The 18995-nt window shown below is 48.9% G+C and carries 15 protein-coding genes; 3 read left to right on the top strand and 12 right to left on the bottom strand.

All coding sequences use genetic code 11. From position 1 onward, the window contains the following. Nucleotides 1–95 precede the first annotated feature (95 nt). Nucleotides 96–1010 (bottom strand): MaoC family dehydratase, encoded by a 915-nt coding sequence (locus NK638_RS05375; RefSeq protein WP_274632214.1) that lies wholly within the window; start codon nucleotides 1008–1010, stop codon nucleotides 96–98. Nucleotides 1011–1256: 246 nt separating this feature from the next. Then, nucleotides 1257–2657 carry a 3-oxoacyl-ACP reductase gene (locus NK638_RS05370; RefSeq protein ID WP_192995328.1) on the bottom strand — a complete coding sequence of 467 codons (1401 nt, stop codon included), beginning with the start codon at nucleotides 2655–2657 and terminating at the stop codon, nucleotides 1257–1259. A gap of 530 nt (nucleotides 2658–3187) precedes the next feature. On the opposite strand from NK638_RS05370, the gene NK638_RS05365 reads away from it, so the two are divergent. Together NK638_RS05365 and ppk2 are read left to right on the top strand one after the other, a co-directional pair. Next, the gene (locus NK638_RS05365; protein ID WP_274632213.1) at nucleotides 3188–4666 is read left to right on the top strand and encodes an acetyl-CoA C-acetyltransferase; all 1479 of its coding nucleotides are present in this window, start codon (nucleotides 3188–3190) and stop codon (nucleotides 4664–4666) included. 239 nt (nucleotides 4667–4905) lie between these two features. Next, complete coding sequence (gene ppk2 / locus NK638_RS05360) at nucleotides 4906–5919, top strand: polyphosphate kinase 2 (protein ID WP_264298690.1); 1014 nt, start codon at nucleotides 4906–4908, stop codon at nucleotides 5917–5919. 129 nt (nucleotides 5920–6048) lie between these two features. Here the strand turns inward: ppk2 and NK638_RS05355 are convergent, their stop codons facing one another. The 10 genes from NK638_RS05355 to rsmG form a co-directional block, all read right to left on the bottom strand. Beyond that, nucleotides 6049–6396: a PilZ domain-containing protein gene (locus NK638_RS05355; protein ID WP_192995332.1), complete on the bottom strand. Its 348-nt coding sequence runs from the start codon at nucleotides 6394–6396 to the stop codon at nucleotides 6049–6051. Nucleotides 6397–6459: 63 nt separating this feature from the next. Beyond that, nucleotides 6460–7578 carry a DNA polymerase III subunit delta' gene (locus tag NK638_RS05350; protein WP_274632212.1) on the bottom strand — a complete coding sequence of 373 codons (1119 nt, stop codon included), beginning with the start codon at nucleotides 7576–7578 and terminating at the stop codon, nucleotides 6460–6462. 68 nt (nucleotides 7579–7646) lie between these two features. Continuing rightward, on the bottom strand, nucleotides 7647–8498 hold the full coding sequence (gene kdsB, locus NK638_RS05345) for a 3-deoxy-manno-octulosonate cytidylyltransferase (protein ID WP_274632211.1): 852 nt from the start codon (nucleotides 8496–8498) through the stop codon (nucleotides 7647–7649). A gap of 90 nt (nucleotides 8499–8588) precedes the next feature. Next, complete coding sequence (gene lpxK / locus NK638_RS05340; protein WP_274632210.1) at nucleotides 8589–9767, bottom strand: tetraacyldisaccharide 4'-kinase; 1179 nt, start codon at nucleotides 9765–9767, stop codon at nucleotides 8589–8591. A 50-nt stretch (nucleotides 9768–9817) separates the two neighbouring features. Beyond that, nucleotides 9818–11605: a lipid A export permease/ATP-binding protein MsbA gene (gene msbA / locus NK638_RS05335; RefSeq protein ID WP_274632209.1), complete on the bottom strand. Its 1788-nt coding sequence runs from the start codon at nucleotides 11603–11605 to the stop codon at nucleotides 9818–9820. Nucleotides 11606–11724: 119 nt separating this feature from the next. After that, nucleotides 11725–12156 (bottom strand): ExbD/TolR family protein, encoded by a 432-nt coding sequence (locus NK638_RS05330; RefSeq protein WP_105246190.1) that lies wholly within the window; start codon nucleotides 12154–12156, stop codon nucleotides 11725–11727. A 78-nt stretch (nucleotides 12157–12234) separates the two neighbouring features. Then, nucleotides 12235–12963, bottom strand: a complete 729-nt coding sequence (locus NK638_RS05325) for a MotA/TolQ/ExbB proton channel family protein (protein ID WP_274632208.1) — start codon at nucleotides 12961–12963, stop codon at nucleotides 12235–12237. Nucleotides 12964–13014: 51 nt separating this feature from the next. Beyond that, nucleotides 13015–14148: a ParB/RepB/Spo0J family partition protein gene (locus NK638_RS05320; protein ID WP_274632207.1), complete on the bottom strand. Its 1134-nt coding sequence runs from the start codon at nucleotides 14146–14148 to the stop codon at nucleotides 13015–13017. Between the two features lie 117 nt (nucleotides 14149–14265). Beyond that, entirely contained in the window at nucleotides 14266–15045 is a 780-nt protein-coding gene (locus NK638_RS05315) for a ParA family protein (protein WP_105246194.1), read from the bottom strand. Between the two features lie 150 nt (nucleotides 15046–15195). Next, nucleotides 15196–15912 (bottom strand): 16S rRNA (guanine(527)-N(7))-methyltransferase RsmG, encoded by a 717-nt coding sequence (gene rsmG, locus NK638_RS05310; protein WP_274632206.1) that lies wholly within the window; start codon nucleotides 15910–15912, stop codon nucleotides 15196–15198. 318 nt (nucleotides 15913–16230) lie between these two features. On the opposite strand from rsmG, the gene NK638_RS05305 reads away from it, so the two are divergent. After that, the coding region (locus tag NK638_RS05305) for an ATP-binding protein (protein ID WP_274632205.1) at nucleotides 16231–18995 on the top strand (2765 nt) is incomplete at its 3' end.

Below are 18995 nucleotides of genomic sequence, written 5' to 3'. Positions count from 1 at the left end.
GATATATATAAAGACAAACGCGCTTTAGTGCTTAAACGCGTTTGATCGGTTCGCCATCACTTTCGATAGCAGTTACGCGAGAGCCCCAGCTGTATTTACTTAGCGGTCTTGAGCGTTACCAAACCCGCTAGATGAGGCTTGTCATTTTTGGCGCTAAATAGACCAAACTCACAACTATCATCCGTGTTTTGTAGCTGTGATACCGGCTCGGCAATCAGCTCTACTTCAGCAGGCAAAAAGATAGGGAGTTTAAAGGACACATCGACAGTACAGGCATCAGGCAGCTCATCCATCAGCGCGAGACATTTGGCTTTCGACCACATACCATGAGCGATCGCTTTTGGAAAACCAAAGGCCCGTGCCGATAGTGGATGCAAGTGAATGAGGTTAAAATCCCCTGAGACAAAAGCATAACGACGGCCAATATCTTCTGGTACTTCAAAAACACTGTGCGTCCCATTGTCATCGACAGTCGGTTTTACGGTAACTGGACGCGGTTTGCTTTTTTTGCCTTTACTGCTGCTGGGTTTTTTGCCACGTGATAGATAGGTTGATGTCCCCTCCCACACTACCTCGTCTTTTGATTTGACTGTCGTGACAAAATCAAACTGTTGACCTTGGGCATGGTCGCGCAGATTATCAAAAGTCACAGACATCGCCACTGTTTCACGCTCACCGATAGGACGATACTGCGTCACACTGTTGTCTACGTGTACGAGACCGAGCATCGCAAAGGGAAACGGCTCTTTGACCATCATGTTCATTTGCAGCGTCTGCGACAACACAGAAAAATAAGTAATAGGCACTTTGCCATTATCTGCAAAACCACAAATCTTACGATAATCGTCTAAATTTTCTTGATCAATATGGAGGTCATCGACGTAGTAAGTCGCTTGTGGTAACTGATCTTTACTGACTTTGCCACTGTTGCCGATAGGCAATAAACTTTTGACGATATTGGCATAAGTTGTATGCGCTTTTGGCAACGCATCATAGTGTTTGTCTGACATAAATAAATCCTAAGTAGGGCTGGAGCAAACCTTTTGGGGCATTGTTATCATGAGTTCTACGTTTTTATCATAAAAAAGCCACCCTTGGGCAGCTTTATTACAATTTATCAGCAATTTTTTCGTAAGCATATGTTAGGCAATCAAGAAAAAACCTCACATTACGATGTGAGCACCGCTTTATTCTTTAGCGACACTTACCTTACTTACTTTTGCCACAGCTTAGCTATGCACGGACAATTGCTTGTCCTAAGCACCCAGTAAGCTTTGACCACAAACGCGAACGATGTTGCCATTTAGGCCACCCGATGCAGGAGAGGCAAACCAAGCGATGGTCTCGGCCACGTCTACTGGCAGACCGCCTTGGCTCATGGAGTTCATGCGGCGACCTGCCTCACGAATAGCAAAAGGGATGGCCTCTGTCATTTGCGTCTCGATAAAGCCTGGTGCCACAGCGTTGATGGTCATACCCTTGGCATTGTCTTGCAACTGTTTGGCAGTAGCATTGACCAGTCCGATGACGCCTGCTTTAGAAGTGGCATAGTTGGTTTGTCCCATGTTGCCTGCGATGCCTGAGATAGATGACACACATACGATACGTGCGTTGTCTTTTAATACATCGTTTTCTAATAGATAGCGATTGAGTCGTGCGATGCTAGCTAGGTTGATATCGATGACCATATCCCACTTTTTTTCATCCATTTTTGCCAACGTCTTATCGCGCGTGACCCCAGCATTGTGAATGATTGAATCAAGCCCACCGCGCTTTTGTGCCGCCTCTGCAATTTGCTTGCCTGCATCCTCGCTGGTGATATCGACTGTCAGCACAGAGCCGCTGATTTCGCTTGCGACTTTTTGTAGATCTGCCTGCTGCTGAGGTACATCTAGGCAGATAACGTGAGCGCCTTCGCGAGCCAATACGCGCGCGATTGCTTCACCGATACCGCGGCTGGCACCTGTCACCAGCATGGTTTTGCCACCTAAAGGCTGTGTCCAGTCGACATCCACAGTGTCGCCTTTACTGACACGTACCACTTGGCCTGACACATACGCTGAGCGCGCTGAGGTAAAGAAACGCAGCGTTGAATCAAGATTTTGCTCAGCACCTTCTTCGACGTAGACCAACTGGGCGGTGATACCGCGCTTAAACTCTTTACCAACAGACTTCACAAAACCCTCAAGCGCACGCTGCGCCAAGGCAGCCTCGATGTCTGTGAGGTTTTCTGGCGTACGGCCAATGATGATGACACGGCCTGATTTTTCGACACGGCGCGCCACTGTATGAAAAAATGCGTATACCGCTTTTAGCTGATCGGCGTTACTGATATTACTGGCATCAAATAGCAATACTTTAAACTTATCATCGCCGCCCGTATTGGCTTTTGCGTCTACACCAGCATCAGCCAGCGCATCTTTGATATCGTCGCTACTATTGACGTACACATCTGCATGGACCTCTGATAAGATGCGGGCCACTGCAGCGCTTACGCTTTTGTCGTCGCCATCAGCGCGACCAACCAACACACTGCCACGCACCAAAGGCTCACCGCTCTCAAAACGATCTAACGTCACTGGCAGTGGTAGACCTAAATTTTTGGCCACTTTTTTGCCAATAGACGACTGAACAAAATCACCATAACGGTCTGACATAATATAATCCCTATAATAAATGGTTAAAATAATTAAAAATGCAATGCGCCTATTATATAGACTCACCGGACGCATCATTATTGATATTTAGTAAATGCATTAAAATCTGGCTTAACTATACACTTCCGTTATAAACAAGTCCAAAAACTGACAAAGTCTACAACAATCTGTAAACAAGCCAGTATACAAGATGGCAACTTTTTTTCGCGTCACCGTGCCTGATACTGTGTTAAAATCAGACCCATAAGTTATGGCAAATGCAATTATCGATAACAATATATTATCAAATGCATTATTATGCAATGGTAATAATCGAGACGCCTGAGTTTACAAAAATAGTCTGGGTTTTCAAGCCGCTCTTTTGCTTTTAAAACCCTGACCAAGCGGCGACAAATAAGCGTCACATCGTTTGCCAAAGACATACATTACGCTGGTAAAAACGTCTTATCATAGATGACCATAGTAAGTAATAAATAATGGCCAGCAGCCACCTTTTTTCTTTTGTACCCATACTCTTTAAGGATAATATTATGAGTAATAAAAACAGTCAGCCTGATAGTCCAGTCGTTGAAAGCACTGTCGTAAAATCTACCGATAGCAGCAGCAATAACAGCAAAAAAGACACTACAACCAAAGGCACTGACAGCAAAAAAACCACTGAGAGCACTGCCGCAGCCGTCGGCAAAACAGCAGCTGCTACCCAATCAAAAAAGGCCAAACCAGCCTCAAACCTAAACCGCGTCGCAATCTTGGGCGGCAACCGTATCCCCTTTGCCCGCTCAAACGGCACTTATGCTGACGTCAGCAATACGGACATGCTAACCGCTGCATTAGATGGTTTGGTCGAGCGTTATAACCTACAAGACGAAATCATCGGAGAAGTCGTCTCTGGTGCAGTCATGAAGCTGAGCCGCGACATTAACTTAACGCGTGAAGCGACGCTAAATACAGCCCTAAACCCTCATACGCCAGCATATGACATCTCACAAGCCTGTGGTACTGGCTTACAAGCGACCCTTGCCTCTGCCAACAAAATCGCCCTTGGTTTGATTGACTCAGCCATCACAGGCGGTGTCGACACCACCTCTGATGCGCCTATCGCTATCGGTGATGGTCTGCGCAAAGTTCTTATCAAACTCGGTGCGGCAAAAGACAACAAGCAACGTCTAAAAGCACTAATGGGTCTAAACCCTAAAGATTTGATCGACACCCCACAAAACGGTGAGCCACGTACCGGCCTATCAATGGGTGAGCACCAAGCCATCACCACGCTTGAGTGGAATATCAGCCGTGAAGACCAAGACGAGCTGGCGTTTAACAGCCACAAAAACCTAGCACGTGCTTATGACGAAGGTTTCTTTGACGACCTTATCACGCCATATAAAGGCTTGACTCGTGACAACAACTTGCGCCCCGACACCACGCTCGAAAAGTTGGGCAAGCTAAAGCCAGTATTTGGTAAAAAGAACGCCAACCCAACCATGACAGCGGCCAACTCTACCCCCCTCACTGATGGCGCCTCTTGTGTCCTACTCGGTACGGATGAGTGGGCAAAAGAACACGGCCTCAAGCCATTGGCGTACATCGCGCACCAAGAAACAGCGGCTGTTGATTTCATCGGCAAGTCAGGTACTACTGAAGGCTTGCTAATGGCACCTGCCTATGCGGTACCGCGTATGCTTGAGCGTGCTGGCCTAACGCTGCAAGACTTCGACTTTTATGAAATCCACGAAGCGTTTGCATCACAAGTGCTCTCAACGCTTGCAGCATGGGAAGATGAGACATTCTGTCAAGAACGTCTGGGTCTTGATGCGCCACTTGGCTCCATCGATCGTAGCAAGCTAAACGTAAATGGCTCATCATTGGCAGCAGGCCATCCATTTGCAGCGACAGGCGGCCGTATCCTAGCCACTGCAGCTAAGCTACTGGATCAAAAAGGCTCAGGCCGCGCCCTGATCTCTATCTGTGCAGCAGGTGGCCAAGGCGTCACGTGTATCCTAGAAAAATAATATCGCCATTGTCTGTTTAGCAGACAGATAGCTTCGGTTGTCTAAAACACCCATTAATCACGCGATTAATGGGTGTTTTTTTGTGCATACAATCGGCCAATAAAACCAATGACCGCTGCCTTATCAAAGACCACTTCACACAATAATCAAACGCACCTACCGCCTAGTCCCACTGCCAGATGTGCTAAAGTAAAGACCACAACAAACAAAATCATAATAATATTTGGCAGGAGCTTTTTATGAGTAAAATTCCTTCGGCGATTGACCCAAAACTCTTAACCATACAAGAGCGTCAAAATCTTAGCCCACCCGAGCAAAACAGCTTTATCAGTCGGATGAACAAGGAAGTGTTTGATGATGAGCTGCGCCGCAAAATGCACGAAGACCTTATCGACACCTATGATGAAGAGCTAGAAAACGAAATAGATGATTATGTGCGTGATTTTCGTTTTGATGGGCGGGAGATGAACGAGCAAGAAAGGCTGGATCGCCGACTGTACTTTCAGGAGCTGGTGCGCCTGCAGCGCGAGCTTATCAAGCTACAAGACTGGGTGGTCGATCGCGGCGAGCGTATCGTTGTGATATTTGAAGGACGCGACTCGGCGGGCAAAGGCGGTGCGATCAAGCGCATCACCCAGCGCCTAAACCCACGGGTATGCCGCGTCGCTGCTCTGCCCGCACCGACAGAGCGTGAGCAGTCGCAGTGGTACTTTCAGCGTTATGTCGCTCACTTGCCAGCGGCTGGCGAGATCGTCTTGTTTGATCGCAGCTGGTACAACCGCGTCGGGGTTGAGCGCGTCATGGGGTTTTGTACCGATGCTCAGTATGAGGAGTTTTTTCAGTCGGTGCCTGAGTTTGAACGCATGCTCGTGCGCTCCGGTATTCGCTTGGTCAAATACTGGTTTTCGATCACCGATGACGAGCAGCATTCACGCTTTATGAGCCGTATTCATGACCCATTAAAACAGTGGAAGCTCTCCCCAATGGATTTGGAGTCGCGGCGACGCTGGGAGGACTATACCAAAGCCAAAGAAACCATGTTTGAGCGCACTCATATTCCTGAAGCGCCGTGGTGGGTGGTAGAAGGCAATAACAAAAAACGCGCGCGTCTTAATTGTATCGCCCATCTGCTCGAGCAAATCCCTTATAAAGAAGTACCGCGTGATGAAGTCGAGCTACCAGAGCGCAAACGCGATGATGAATATTACCGCGAGCCTATCCCAGATGATATGTACGTGCCACCGCGTTATTAACGACTTACGATAATATTGTCCTACTCTGTCTCAAACAAAAAGGCCGCGGTATCTTAAATGAGATACCGCGGCCTTTTTTATACTTTATACGCCTAGCATAGCATGCCAGTCATCACCATAACGCGTCAGCTACATGGTATAAGTAGACTGCAAACTGTCGATTTTGCCAGCCAATAATCGCTCTACTTCGTTTTTGATTCTTTGCCCTGCGATATCGGTGCCGATTTGTACCGCAAAACCGGCTGGCCGGCCGCTTTGGCTTTTAGAGTTGATCCACACCACCTTACCATTCATCGGTAAACGCTCGCTGGAGTTTGGCAATGTGATGGCAATAAACACTTCATCGCCCAACTGCTGTGGACGATCAGACGGTACAAATAACGCTCCATTGGTCACAAAAGATAAGTAGCTGGCATATAGCGTTTCGATGTCTTCAATATGGCAGGTTAAGACCCCGCCGCGTCCTGGCATGGCCATAGTCAGCTTCCTTTAGTCATTGGGTTAGATTTTTATGAGTGAGCGCTCGTTTTAAATATTGGTTTATAAACGCGCCAATTCTTGCATCAGCTTATCATAGGCAAATTTTTCTTGCACATTTTGTTGTAGCGCAACTTTGCTTTGCTGCAAGCGATGAAAAAATGCCTCTATAGCACTGTCGTCAGGGGTACTGCCATCAGCCTGATCGCTCGTAAGCGCTGTCCAATTGATATCTTGCTGTAGTACTGCTAGACCTAAACAGACGCGGCGTATGTCGAGCAGCATCAGTTCAGAGAGCTGAATAAATTCTATAATACTAAGCTGTGATTGCCAATAGTCACTAGCCGCCACGCTACTACGTTTGCCACTTCGCAGCGCCAGCCAAGTCGTCAGCCACAAGGCACGCTTGCTATACCATGGAGCGTTGGCCAAGGCGATCGCAGCGAGCGGCGCGCCGTTAGCCAGCTGTATAAGCTGGCGAAGCCCGGCTGGGCTCACGGCTTCACGGTTGACCGTCGCCCCAAGTGCCTGCGTTACATAATCCATGGCGACTGCAGGCTCAATCGTCTGTAACGCCAGCTGCTGGACGCGGCTTTTGATCGTGGGCAACAGTTGGGCTGGACTGTCGCTAATCAAAAACAAATGTACCTGCGCTTGCGGCTCCTCCAAGGTCTTGAGCAGCGCGTTGGCGGCAGCGACCGTCATTTGCTCTGCATGGTCTAACACACAGATGCGCAGGCCTTGGCCGCCTTGATAAATAAAGGGCTGTAGCGCGCGGATGTCATCTACTTTTATTTTTAAGGCGCTATTGCTTGTGGTCTTGGTGTTTTTTTTACCGGCTTTTTCTTTAGCTTCTATATTATCGATACTGACTGGCATACTGATAAGTGGCAGCGTCTGCAAGCTTGGATGTGTACCAGATCTGAGCCACTGACAGCTATCGCACGTGGCACACGCCCCTTGCGGATGGGTTGCACGCTCACGGCATAACAGCCACGCCACCAGACGCCAAACAAAAGCACGTTTGCCCATGCCTTGCATGCCTGCGGCCAGTAGAGCATGCGGCAAAGTCTGCTGCTGAGTGACGCGGCCAGTGAGCTGTGACCATAATGCCTGCTGCCATGGCAATAATGGCGCAAAGTAAATATCATCTGCAGTCTTTGATGCACCTATATTTTCCATTGTATGACCTATGGCTCCAGCTTTATAAAATGACTTGAAAGCTTAATGGTAGTTTTGCTTAGGCTATTTTAGTTAGTGGTGCTGCTCGGGCTCTGAAAGTCGGTGAATGCCATTGCATTGAGGCGATCCAAGTCCTCTTGGGTATCGACCCCAGCCGGCAGATGACACGCTGCGGTCGCGATAGCAATATGGCCGCCGTTTTCTAGTACGCGTAGTTGTTCCAGACTCTCTAAGGTCTCAAGCGGGGTCTGTGGCCAATGTACAAACTGCTGTAGCAAGCTCACGCGGTACGCATAAAGCCCCAAATGCCGATAAGCGTTTTTGGGTGGTTGCTTGTTTGGCTCGTCTGTCAATACCACATCACGGTCACAAGGAATAGGCGCGCGGCTAAAATATAGCGCGCGCTGCAGCGCATTGGTATATTGACTGACGACCTTGACCACTGAAGGACGCAAAAAAGTCTCATAATCATCGATCGGCTCACACAAGGTGGCCATGACGCTGGCTTTATCCGCGACCAATAGATCCTTTACTTGCTCTAATAATAAAGGCGGCACCAGCGGCTCATCGCCTTGCATGTTGATGACGATATCCTGATCAGCCCAGCCTTTGATGGCTGCAACTTCCGCTAAGCGATCTGTACCCGAAGCATGCTCGCGGCTGGTCATCACCACCTCAAACCCTGCGTCCATACACACCTGAGCAATGCGCTCATCATCAGTTGCGATACACATGTCATCAGCAAAATGTGCCGCTTGCGCCTTTTCAGCGACCCACAAAATCATCGGCTTGCCATGAATAGCTAATAACGGCTTGCCAGGTAGTCGAGTACTCTTAAAACGGGCAGGAATCACAATGTGAGTTTTGACAGCAGCCATAGACGCAGTAGCAGGGTCAATGACAGACTCAATGTTAGACATGGTTACTTCCTTAGCAGATTTGATGTGACGTACCGTCTTATATATTTTTGATAATGGCTATCTTTGATAATGAATGTTTTTAGAGCCGCTTTATTTTTTTGTTAACCTTAGCGCCTGATGAGATTTGATATCGATATCCAGTCTCTGTAATTGCTCTGTCAATAAACGGTAGCAATCATCAGAGAGCACGGCGGTGACTGGCAATACCCAGAGCCTACGCTCCAGCGCTTGGTAGTCATCATTTAGCGCATTATCAGCCATGGCCTTTGAGAGTAATGCTTTGATTTTTACAGCGTCTTTTGTGGTAACGACAATAGGATGCTGACGATACTGTAGCAGCTCCGCCAAAGTAAAATCATAATGATCTGGATAAGGATGAGCGATAACCTCAAAGCCTAAATCTGTGAGCGTCTCAAAAAAACGCTGCGGATAGCCGATACCGCTGACTGCATGTACTTGACTGCCTGTCTTTGGCGCTGCCGGATGATCTTGCTGCTCACTTGTCTGTATATCGGCCTTCGCAGCGTTTTGTTTTTGGGTATTCGCCAATGCAGGTGCCCATAAAGGCTGCATGCTGTCCGCTTGCATATACATAAGCAGGCGCTGATTCGGCTGCTTTTGCTTGCTTGCGTGCTCGGTGGCTGGACTTGTCTGTTGCTTGCTATGATACACCACAGTGGCACCCTTAAGCCGAGACAATGGCTCACGTAAAAACCCTGTCGGTAGTAGCTGCTTATTACCAAAACCGCGAGCGGTGTCCACGACGATCCACTCTATATCACGCTGCAGTGCATAATGCTGCAAGCCATCATCAGCAATGATCAGTTGCAAGTCTGGATGAGCGGCCAATAACGTGGTGATCGCTTGCTGCCGATTGGGACTGACTGCCATCGGTGCGCCTGTCATATTGACAATCAAACACGGCTCATCGCCGACCACGCTAGGAGTGCTGCTGGCATCGACCAGCGCTGGCATCTGGCTGGTATCGCCGCCATAGCCGCGACTAATCACCCCCACCTTGATACGATGTACCGCTTGTAGATAGCTCACCAACTCAATAATCAGCGGCGTCTTGCCACTACCGCCCACACTGATATTACCGATGACCATGACAGGTATGGGCGCCCGATAGCTGGCAAACACCCCCCATCGATAAGCCTGACGACGCAGCGTGATGATGAGACCATATAGCCAACTAATAGGCAACAGTAGCCATAGCCAAGCGGCTTTGCGTTGCCATGCACGCGTCACTGTCGTCTCAATACTCAAGGCTGGTTGCTCACTTATTCGTTGATTTGAAGCTTTATACGCACTGACGGCTACTCAAAATCGCGGGCATACATCTGGGCATAGTGACCTTGCTTTTGCATCAGCTCATCATGGGTGCCCAGCTCTACAAGCTGACCACCATCCAAGACTGCGATACGATCGGCGGACTCAATGGTCGTCAATCGATGAGCAATGACCAATGTCGTCCGGTCTTTCATAACATTATCAAGTGCCTGCTGGATATAGTACTCTGACTCATTGTCCAGCGCGCTGGTCGCCTCATCTAGTATAAGAATCGGTGCATCTTTTAGCAGGGCCCGAGCGATAGACAAACGCTGACGCTGACCACCTGACAGCTGCAGACCTTCAGCGCCGATTTCGCTTTGATAGCCATTTGGCAGCTTCATAATAAAATCATGAGCAAACGCATCTTTGGCTGCTTTTTCTACCTCTGCTTGGCTTTTATTGGCCAAACTGCCATAAGCGATGTTATTAAAAACAGTGGTATTAAATAGCACCACCTGCTGATTGACCATCGCAATCTGCGCACGCAGACTCTCAAGCTTGATATCCTCAATCGGCCGTCCATCCAAGGTAATCTGCCCCGAGGAGGTCGACAAGGTACGCGTCAACAAATTGACCAATGAAGACTTACCAGCGCCGCTGCGCCCTACCAAGGCTACCGTCTCCCCTGCTCGCACATCCAGCGTAAAGTCGCGCAGCGCTACGGTCGAATCGGGATACACCAAACTGATATTGTCCAGAGATATCTCCCCAGACAACGCTGGGCTGACCGTGCCGGTGTCTTTTTCTTCTGGCTCATCAAGTAGCGCAAAGATGGACTCACCCGCGGCAATGCCTTTTTGCAGTTTTTGATTGACATCGGTCAGGGATCGAACCGGCTTACTGAGCAGTCCTGCCGCGGCGATATACGAGATAAACTCACCGGCAGAGATATTATCGATCACCGATGGTCTAAGGGCCAGCCAAACCACCACCGACATCGCCATAGCCATCAGCAGCTGTACCGCTGGGGTATTGATACTGTTGGTCACGACGACCTTCATACCTTGGCGCAGGTTCTTTTTGGAGGTTTTATCAAAACGCTCGGCTTCGTAAGCTTGACCGCCGTAGTTTTTGACCACCTGATAGCCACCGATGACTTCATTGGTGATATGGCTGACATCCCCCATGGTTTCTTGGATGCCTTTTGACAACTTGAGATAACGCTTGGATGCGATGCGAATCAGCCATAATATGGGCGGCAACACCACAAACAAAATCAAGGTCAAACGCCAATTACTATAGAACAAAAATCCAATCAGACCAATCACAGTCAAACCATCTCGCAACACCGTTTTCATCGAGTCGGTACTGGCAGCGGTGACTTGCTCGACGTCAAATATCAGCTTTGAGGAGATAGTGCCTGCCGGATTGGCCAAATAAAACGCACTCGGCAAACGCAGCAGCTTATTAAACACCTCCACACGCAGCTCATACACCAAGTTGCGCGACACCAATGCGGAGTAATAGTTACCCAAAAAGCTACCCACACCGCGAACAAAGAACAGACCAATAATAAGCAGTGGAAACAAATCTTGCTTACTTTGGTCATTTTGATTGATGGCATCAGTGATGTATTGCAGCAGTTTGGCAATCCAAATCTCGGTTGCTGCATTGATCGCAAACCCCACAACTGTCAGCAGCAACGCCCACCAGTACGGTTTAAGATAACGTAGCAGCCGCAGCAATGTCTGGTATTTCGGCGTACCTGAGGGCGCAGCCGACTGTTTTTTTGCAGACGGTTTTGTAGCATTTGATGAATAAGCTTGGCTCATAAAAGCCTCAATTTGGGTGTCATAACATGAATGGACTGCATCTATACTGCACCTTCAAGAACTGCAGCTTCACAGAACTACAGCTTTACAGATAAATGCGGCATCGAGCACGCCATATATTATTGCGGTAACGATTGGCCAAGCGGCACAACCGTACTGATATTTAGGTTCAAAAACCCCATTTTGCCAGCGACATCCATCACACGCACGACTGATTGATGCGTGGCATTGGCATCTGCCGCGATGACAAAGAGCATCTCACGATTGCTGCCGGCTTCTTGCTGAAGCATACTGGTCAGCTCCGCTTCATTGCTGCTCGCAAGTGTGATGCCATTGACAAGGTAGCTACCATCTTCTTGCACTGCCACTTCGATGGTATTGTTCTGCTCTGTCAGCGCCACCCCTTCTGCCTCAGGGAGAATGATGTTTAAACGGCTAAAATGATTGAACGAGGTGGCCAGCAATAAAAACACGATTAGGAATAATAAACAATCAATCATCGGTGTTAGATTAATTTCAAGGGGCTCGACCGTCGGTTTTCTAAAGCGCATACCATTCTCTTTAATTGACTCAATACCACACTTGGTAGAATACTGATAACATAGAATACTGATAACCACTGACGCAGATTATGAGGTCATGGCTGCTTCAGCATTGACCTCCCCATGCATAGCAGGCGCTGAGTCTGCCGCGCCCTCTACTGCAGCAGAAGGAAACTGACGCCTATCCGCCAGGTTACTATCTGCTAGCAGGTGATAGTCGTATAGCTCTTGAATCATCAAGCCCGCTTGGGTCTCAAACTGTGCATTGATATCAATGATACGGCGCTGAAAATAGCGATAGGCCACCAGTGCAGGGATGGCCACAATCATCCCTGCAGCTGTGGTTATCAGCGCTTGTGATACCCCAGCGGCTAGCATCGTCGGGTCCTGCATCGCGCCATCAGTAATCGCCAAAAACGATGAAATAATACCCAGTACAGTACCCAATAGCCCAAGCAGTGGGGCAATCGCGCCGATAGTGCCGAGCATGTTGATGTTTTTTTCTAACTGATGGATTTGCACACTGGCGCGGTTTTGCATGTGCATGGTCATCGATTCTAGCCCATACTGGCGATAGAGCAGCCCTGTCGCTAGGATATCGCCTAATGGGGTTTTTTCTTTAACGTTCATCAGCTGAGTGCGGCCGATATCACCGTTTTCACGCAAGCGTGTGATTAGCTGTTCACGCAGTCTGCTTGGAACGATTTTGTTAAACTGTAAGGTATGACTACGCTCGATAATGATGACCAATGCCAAAATTGAGCACAATACAATCGGCGTCATCAACCAACCACCTGCCTTTACCAACTCCCACATATTGCTTCTCTTTTATGTTTTTTTAAATAGTTGTTATAAAGATGGCGCTTGTTAAGCCTGCGCTTCTATCTGTTTGATCAAAGCGGCCAGCTGGTCTTGACTATGAAAAAATATCTCGACACTGCCCTGCCCGTCTTTTTTGTGCTTAAGCTTTACTTCAGCGCCGAGCATATCTGTCAGGCGCTGGGTTAGACGCTCGACGTCACGTGATTGCACTTGCTCAGCACGGCTGACTTTTGGCGCAGGCTGGAGGATAGATTTTACCAGTTTCTCAGCTTCGCGTACCGTCATGCCGCCATCGATGATCTTTTGGGCGATGATCGGCTGCTGCTCAGAAGAGAGCGCCAACAGGGTACGCGCGTGCCCCATATCAAGCGCATTGTTGGCCAAATGATCTTTGACCGTATCATGCAGCTGGTTGAGACGCAGCAAGTTTGACACAGTTGTACGCGCCTTACCGACTACCTCAGCGATCATCGCATGGCTCATACCAAACTCGGTATGAAAGCGCTGCAGTGCAGCGGCTTGTTCAATCACGGATAAGTCTTCACGCTGGATATTTTCAATCAATGCTAGCGCAATCGCCAGCTCATCAGACAAAGCGCGTTCAATCGCTGGAATGACTGGCTTACCTGCCATCTTGGCCGCACGCCAGCGCCGCTCACCTGCGATGATTTCGTGCGTGACAAAATCCTCACTCTTATCCTCACTGGCCAGTAGTGGACGAATCACGATAGGCTGCATAACGCCATGCTGCTCGATAGACGACGCCAACTCTGCCAGCGCCGTTTCACTCATATCACGGCGCGGCTGGTATTTACCCGCTTGCAGGCGTTTAACATCGATCTGCACCAAGCTGATTTGATCTTCAAGCGCACTGTTGTCTGTACCTGTGGTACGCGGTTTGGCCGCTGCCTTGTTTGTAGCCCGTGATTTTCGGCCACTGCTATCAGGCGCGCGCGTTTGGGTTTTAGCAGCATTGGTACGCTCAGAGCGAGTCGCGACACTAGGCGCTTTTGCGTTCGTGTTTGATGGCGAGGTATCTGACGTGTCGACGGGCGCAGCATTGCCACGCGCAGCCATATCGTCTTGCAAGGCAGAGGCGGTAATTTGCTTTTCTTTTTTGATTGACCCTAATAAGGCGTCTAAGCCTCGATTGGCCGCCAACCCTCTCTTTTTCGCCATGATTACCTATCCTCTAACACTAAAATAAAAGCCCATTTTTTACAAATGCGGCTTACTCATTACTTATAAATATGATAGTTACTGCTTATCTACTCTAACACTGGCCACGCTGCGTTTTTAGGCGCTTTGCTTAATCACTTCAGCGGCCAGTTTTTGGTAAGCGCGTGACCCTTTTGACCACCTCTCATACGCAATCACCGGCAGACCATGGGCAGGTGCTTCTGCCAGACGAATGTTTCTGGGGATATGGGTTTTATACATGATATCGCCAAAATGCGCCTCAAGCTCGGCTGAGACATCGCGTGCGAGTGTGTTACGTGCATCATATAGGGTTCTTACGACACCGCGTATATAGAGATTTGGATTGAGCTCAGTTAAACGCTCAATAGTCTGCGACAAGTCGGCCAGCCCTTCTAGCGCATAGTATTCGCATTGCATTGGAATAATCACGCCGTCAGTTGCCACCAAAGCATTGATTGTCAATAAATTCAAACTCGGCGCGCAATCGATAATCACATAATCATAAGCCGGTGTATTGGTAGCGGCTTGCTGCTCTACCAGCGCCGCCATGGCATTTTTAAACAGCTCATGACTGTCTGTTTTGTTCATCAAAGTGATGTCCATACCAGCCAAATCTCGGTTGGCACCAATCACGTCAAACCCAGCAGGACTGGAGACAATCGCATCAGTCAGTGAGACGCCATCGAGCAGCACATCAGCGATGGTCAAGGACAGCTCGTTTTTATCGACACCTGTACCACTGGTTGCATTGCCTTGTGGGTCTAGGTCAATCAGCAGGACACGCTTGCGCTTAGCAGCCAAGCTAGCGGTCAAATTTACCGCCGTCGTGGTTTTACCCACGCCGCCTTTTTGATTGGCAATTGCTATGATTTCCATACACTCACTCAATTTTAATAGGATCTATTACGGTTATTCTCTTTTTTACTGACGCTTGCAATCACAACACCCTGCAACCTTGAGACTCATCAATATATGCTATTTGGATATCAAGGTAAACGATGTTTCACGACCGCACGGGCTCATAGCTTAGACATTTTTAGCAGACAATTCAATCAAATGACGACTATCATGTAAACGCGGCACTGTTAACTTTATGGTGTCGATACGCCAGTCATGCTCGAGCGCTTGCAGCTCTTCATCGCTTGGCACTTTGCCCTTCATCGCGCACAATCGTCCCTCTGCGGCCAGTCTTGGCTGTGCCACATGGACAAAATCAATCAGGCTGGCAAAAGCACGCGAGGTCACCACCTCATAACTGGCTTCGTGCGCCTCGATACGAGAAGCAATAGGCTGCATATTATGTAGGCCAAGCTCACTACTGATTTGTTTGATAAAGCGAATTTTTTTCTGATTGCTGTCCAAGGCTGTGCAAACGCGCTCAGGCTGGCAAATCGCGATAATAACGGCTGGCAGACCTGCCCCTGTACCGATATCTAACAGTGACCCTGAGGGCAAATGCGGTATAATAGCCAAACAATCAATCACATGCTTGATCAGTGCTTCTTTGGGATCAGTGATGGCGGTGAGATTATAAGCCTTATTCCACAATAAAAGCTGATCTAAGTACAATAATAGCATGCGCTGCTGCGTCTCACTCAAAGACAAACCCAGCTCATTGATCGCTTGCGCCAACGTATCGGCCAGTGCTGGCAGCTGTGTACCAAGTTTAACAAATCCGGCCGGATCGATAGCGGCATGATTCACGCTGGTAGATGATGAGGTTTTTTTGGCAGAAGCTGACATAAGGCGCATTATCCAGTTTTGACATGTGAACCGTTTATTTTATCACGCACTCCGCGTATTGAATAGTTGCAGATTGCCCCAATGTGAGACATCTTATACTATCTGCGCAGTCTTTGAGGCGTTATTGTTCTTTAATCATAGCAAACCGCTGAGTATTTACTGCTATCATACGCAGCAAAGAACGCAGCTTTATGATGAAATATACTAAAAAACCAATCGCTCATTTTTAAAGGCCGCATCCTAGACACCGATAATCAAACCGCCTCATAGCAACATTTCCCAATCATCAAAAACGCGACCAAACAAGACACTAATGATATGGTAACACCCTCGACTCAACTGACCGACCCAGCAATAGACACCACCAAAGAACAGACAAAACACGCAAAAAAGGTAACGCAGCTGCATCCACGCTTTTTAGAAGTGAAGCAGCACTGCCACCTAAGCGCTGCGCAACTGAAGCGCTACAGCGATCCTGCGGCACTGCCAAGCGACACCCGAACTGCCCCTGATTTGGACGTGGGCTTTGGCCAGCAGCGAGCGCTAAAAGCATTGCAAACCGCCCTAGACATCAAAGCCAGTGGCTATCATGTGTTTGCCGCGGGCGAAAACGGTTTGGGCAAACGTACGGTCATCAGCCGTTTACTGACTCGCATCGCTGCCGATGCGCCAACGCCTGATGACTGGGTCTATGTGCATAATTTCGCTGATCCTCGTACGCCGCAAGCATTATCCCTACCTGCTGGACAAGCAGAGATATTGCAGCAGCAGGTGAGTCAATTGTGGCAGCAAGCCAAAAAACGCCTCAGTCAGCGTTTTCGCAGTGATCAATACCAAAGCAAAATAGAAGCCATCAAAAACGACACCCATCAAAAAGAAAGTCAGGCTTATGATGTGCTCAATGCCGAAGGCAAGCAATACGACTTGGCTTTGACGTTTCGCTCGTTTGATAACAAAGCGGTGTTTGTCCATCCAAGTCAGCTGCCAACGGAGAGTAGCAGCGCAGCCGATACCGCCGCTGAGCACACTCCCGCCAGCCCTAGGTCAGATAATCCGTACGCCGCAGCCAAGCCCAATGAGACGGCGCATTGTCGTGGCAAGCAAGACAAGGTGCTCTCTGGCGATGACGAGTACGAAGCCGAGCTCGACAACTTCGTACAAAAAAACCACATGCAAAAGCGCTTAAGTCAGCTCACCATCGCACTAGAGCAATTAGAAGACGAAGCCAATGACACCATAGAGGCACTGCATCGTGACATTTCACGCCGTGCCCTACAGCCATTATTTGCCCCAGTTTATCAGCAGTTTGCAGCTCAGCCACAAGTCGTCGATTACCTAAAAGCCGTATCTGCAGATATGGTCACGCATGCTGAGCGCATCGTCAATGGCGATGATGAAGAGTTTGTCACAGCAGCGCTGGCCACCACTCCCAGTCGTTATGCGGTCAATGTCATCGTCAGTCACGCGCCAGACAGTGGTGCACCTGTGGTCTTTGAGGATTTGCCGACGCATCTAAACCTATTGGGCCATGTCGAGCAAATCACCCAGTTGGGCACAGTCACCACTGACGTCAGCATGATTCGAGCGGGTGCCCTACACCGTGCTAATGGCGGTTACCTGTTGTTGGAGGCCAGTCATTTACTTGAGCATCCTTATGCTTGGCAAGGCCTCAAACGCGCTCTGCAATCACGCAAAATCAAACTCTCTAGCCTTGAGCAAATGCTGACTTTGACGGGTAGCTTATCACTTGCGCCGTCACCCATTGACCTTGAGGTGAAGGTGATTTTGCTGGGCGAAGCTGACCTATATTACGAGCTTTTGGAGCTTGAGCCTGAGTTTGATGCCGTCTTTAAGGTGCGCGCCGACTTCCACGACGATGTGACGCGCAGCCCTGAGCACGAGTTGGCATTGGTGGCAAAAATGGCTGATATCATCGATCATGCTAGCCTCTATCCATTCGATCGCAATGCACAGGCGGCGCTGCTTGAGCATTTGAGCTTACAAGCCGAAGACCAAGACCGCTTAAGCTTACACAGCGACTTGTTGATCAAACTGCTGCACGAGTCTGATCGCCATGCGCGCTTAGATGGCCAGCATATCGTTGATGCCCATCACGTCATGCAAGCCATTGAGGATATGGACGAGCGCTCAGGGTATCTGCGCGACTTATATTGGGATGAGCTAAAAAACGGCCAGCAGCTCATTCAAACCCAAGGTCATGCGGTCGGGCAAGTCAACGCCCTGACCGTGGTCAGCTATGCCGATAGCGAGTTTGGCATGCCAGCACGCCTCACCGCCGTCATTCAACCCAACATCGGCGCAGGTGAGATTCTCGATATCGAGCGCGATGTGGATTTGGGCGGCAGTCTACATGCTAAGGGCATGCTGATTATGACCAGCTATTTGCGGGCGCTGTTTAGTCAACACCACGCCCTTAACTTTAGTGCCTCACTTGCTTTTGAGCAAAGCTACGCGCAGATCGATGGCGACAGCGCCACGGTCAGCGAAGGCTGCGCGCTGCTCTCAGCCTTAGCGGATGTGCCAATCGATCAGTCCTTAGCCATTACTGGCTCCATGAACCAATTAGGTGAGGTACAAGCTGTCGGTGGCATCAACGCTAAAATCGCTGGATTTTTTGATGCTTGCTACGAGCAGGAACTGACAGGTCAGCAAGGCGTGGTCATCCCTGTTGCCAACGTCCAGCAGCTGATGCTGCGCGACGACATCATCGCTGCAGTCAAAGCTGGTAAGTTTCATATCTATGGGGTGCAGAGCTTAAGTGAGGCGTTGACACTGATGACAGGACTGCCTGTCGACACCATGAATAAAAAAGGCCGCTATCGTAAAGACACGTTGTTTGGCAAAGTATTAAATCGCTTACTGCTGTGGGACGAAAACCAAAACGTCGATGACGATATTGAGGATAAAGACGCCAAGCAAACCAGCAAAAAAAAGCGCAAGGCAAAAAAGAAAAAAGACAAGAAAAAAAGACGTCAACATCAAGAAGAGAAAGATGAAAAAGGTAATGACGACTCAAGCGCGGATATCACGACAGCTGATGAGTCGCCTGATATCTCCCAGCC

The sequence above is a fragment of the Psychrobacter sp. A3 genome (genome assembly GCF_028823565.1).
GTDB lineage: Bacteria > Pseudomonadota > Gammaproteobacteria > Pseudomonadales > Moraxellaceae > Psychrobacter > Psychrobacter celer.
The sequence above is the reverse complement of the archived record's forward strand: the minus strand, read 5'-3'. Positions and strand labels throughout refer to the sequence as shown.

Bases quoted from the DNA above. Each gene is read 5' to 3' on its own strand.
- NK638_RS05375 (WP_274632214.1), bottom strand. From the start codon at position 1,010: ATGTCAGACAAACACTATGATGCGTTGCCAAAAGCGCATACAACTTAT.
- NK638_RS05370 (WP_192995328.1), bottom strand. From the start codon at position 2,657: ATGTCAGACCGTTATGGTGATTTTGTTCAGTCGTCTATTGGCAAAAAA.
- NK638_RS05365 (WP_274632213.1), top strand. From the start codon at position 3,188: ATGAGTAATAAAAACAGTCAGCCTGATAGTCCAGTCGTTGAAAGCACT.
- ppk2 (WP_264298690.1), top strand. From the start codon at position 4,906: ATGAGTAAAATTCCTTCGGCGATTGACCCAAAACTCTTAACCATACAA.
- NK638_RS05355 (WP_192995332.1), bottom strand. From the start codon at position 6,396: ATGGCCATGCCAGGACGCGGCGGGGTCTTAACCTGCCATATTGAAGAC.
- NK638_RS05350 (WP_274632212.1), bottom strand. From the start codon at position 7,578: ATGGAAAATATAGGTGCATCAAAGACTGCAGATGATATTTACTTTGCG.
- kdsB (WP_274632211.1), bottom strand. From the start codon at position 8,498: ATGTCTAACATTGAGTCTGTCATTGACCCTGCTACTGCGTCTATGGCT.
- msbA (WP_274632209.1), bottom strand. From the start codon at position 11,605: ATGAGCCAAGCTTATTCATCAAATGCTACAAAACCGTCTGCAAAAAAA.
- NK638_RS05330 (WP_105246190.1), bottom strand. From the start codon at position 12,156: ATGCGCTTTAGAAAACCGACGGTCGAGCCCCTTGAAATTAATCTAACA.
- NK638_RS05325 (WP_274632208.1), bottom strand. From the start codon at position 12,963: ATGTGGGAGTTGGTAAAGGCAGGTGGTTGGTTGATGACGCCGATTGTA.
- NK638_RS05320 (WP_274632207.1), bottom strand. From the start codon at position 14,148: ATGGCGAAAAAGAGAGGGTTGGCGGCCAATCGAGGCTTAGACGCCTTA.
- NK638_RS05315 (WP_105246194.1), bottom strand. From the start codon at position 15,045: ATGGAAATCATAGCAATTGCCAATCAAAAAGGCGGCGTGGGTAAAACC.
- rsmG (WP_274632206.1), bottom strand. From the start codon at position 15,912: ATGTCAGCTTCTGCCAAAAAAACCTCATCATCTACCAGCGTGAATCAT.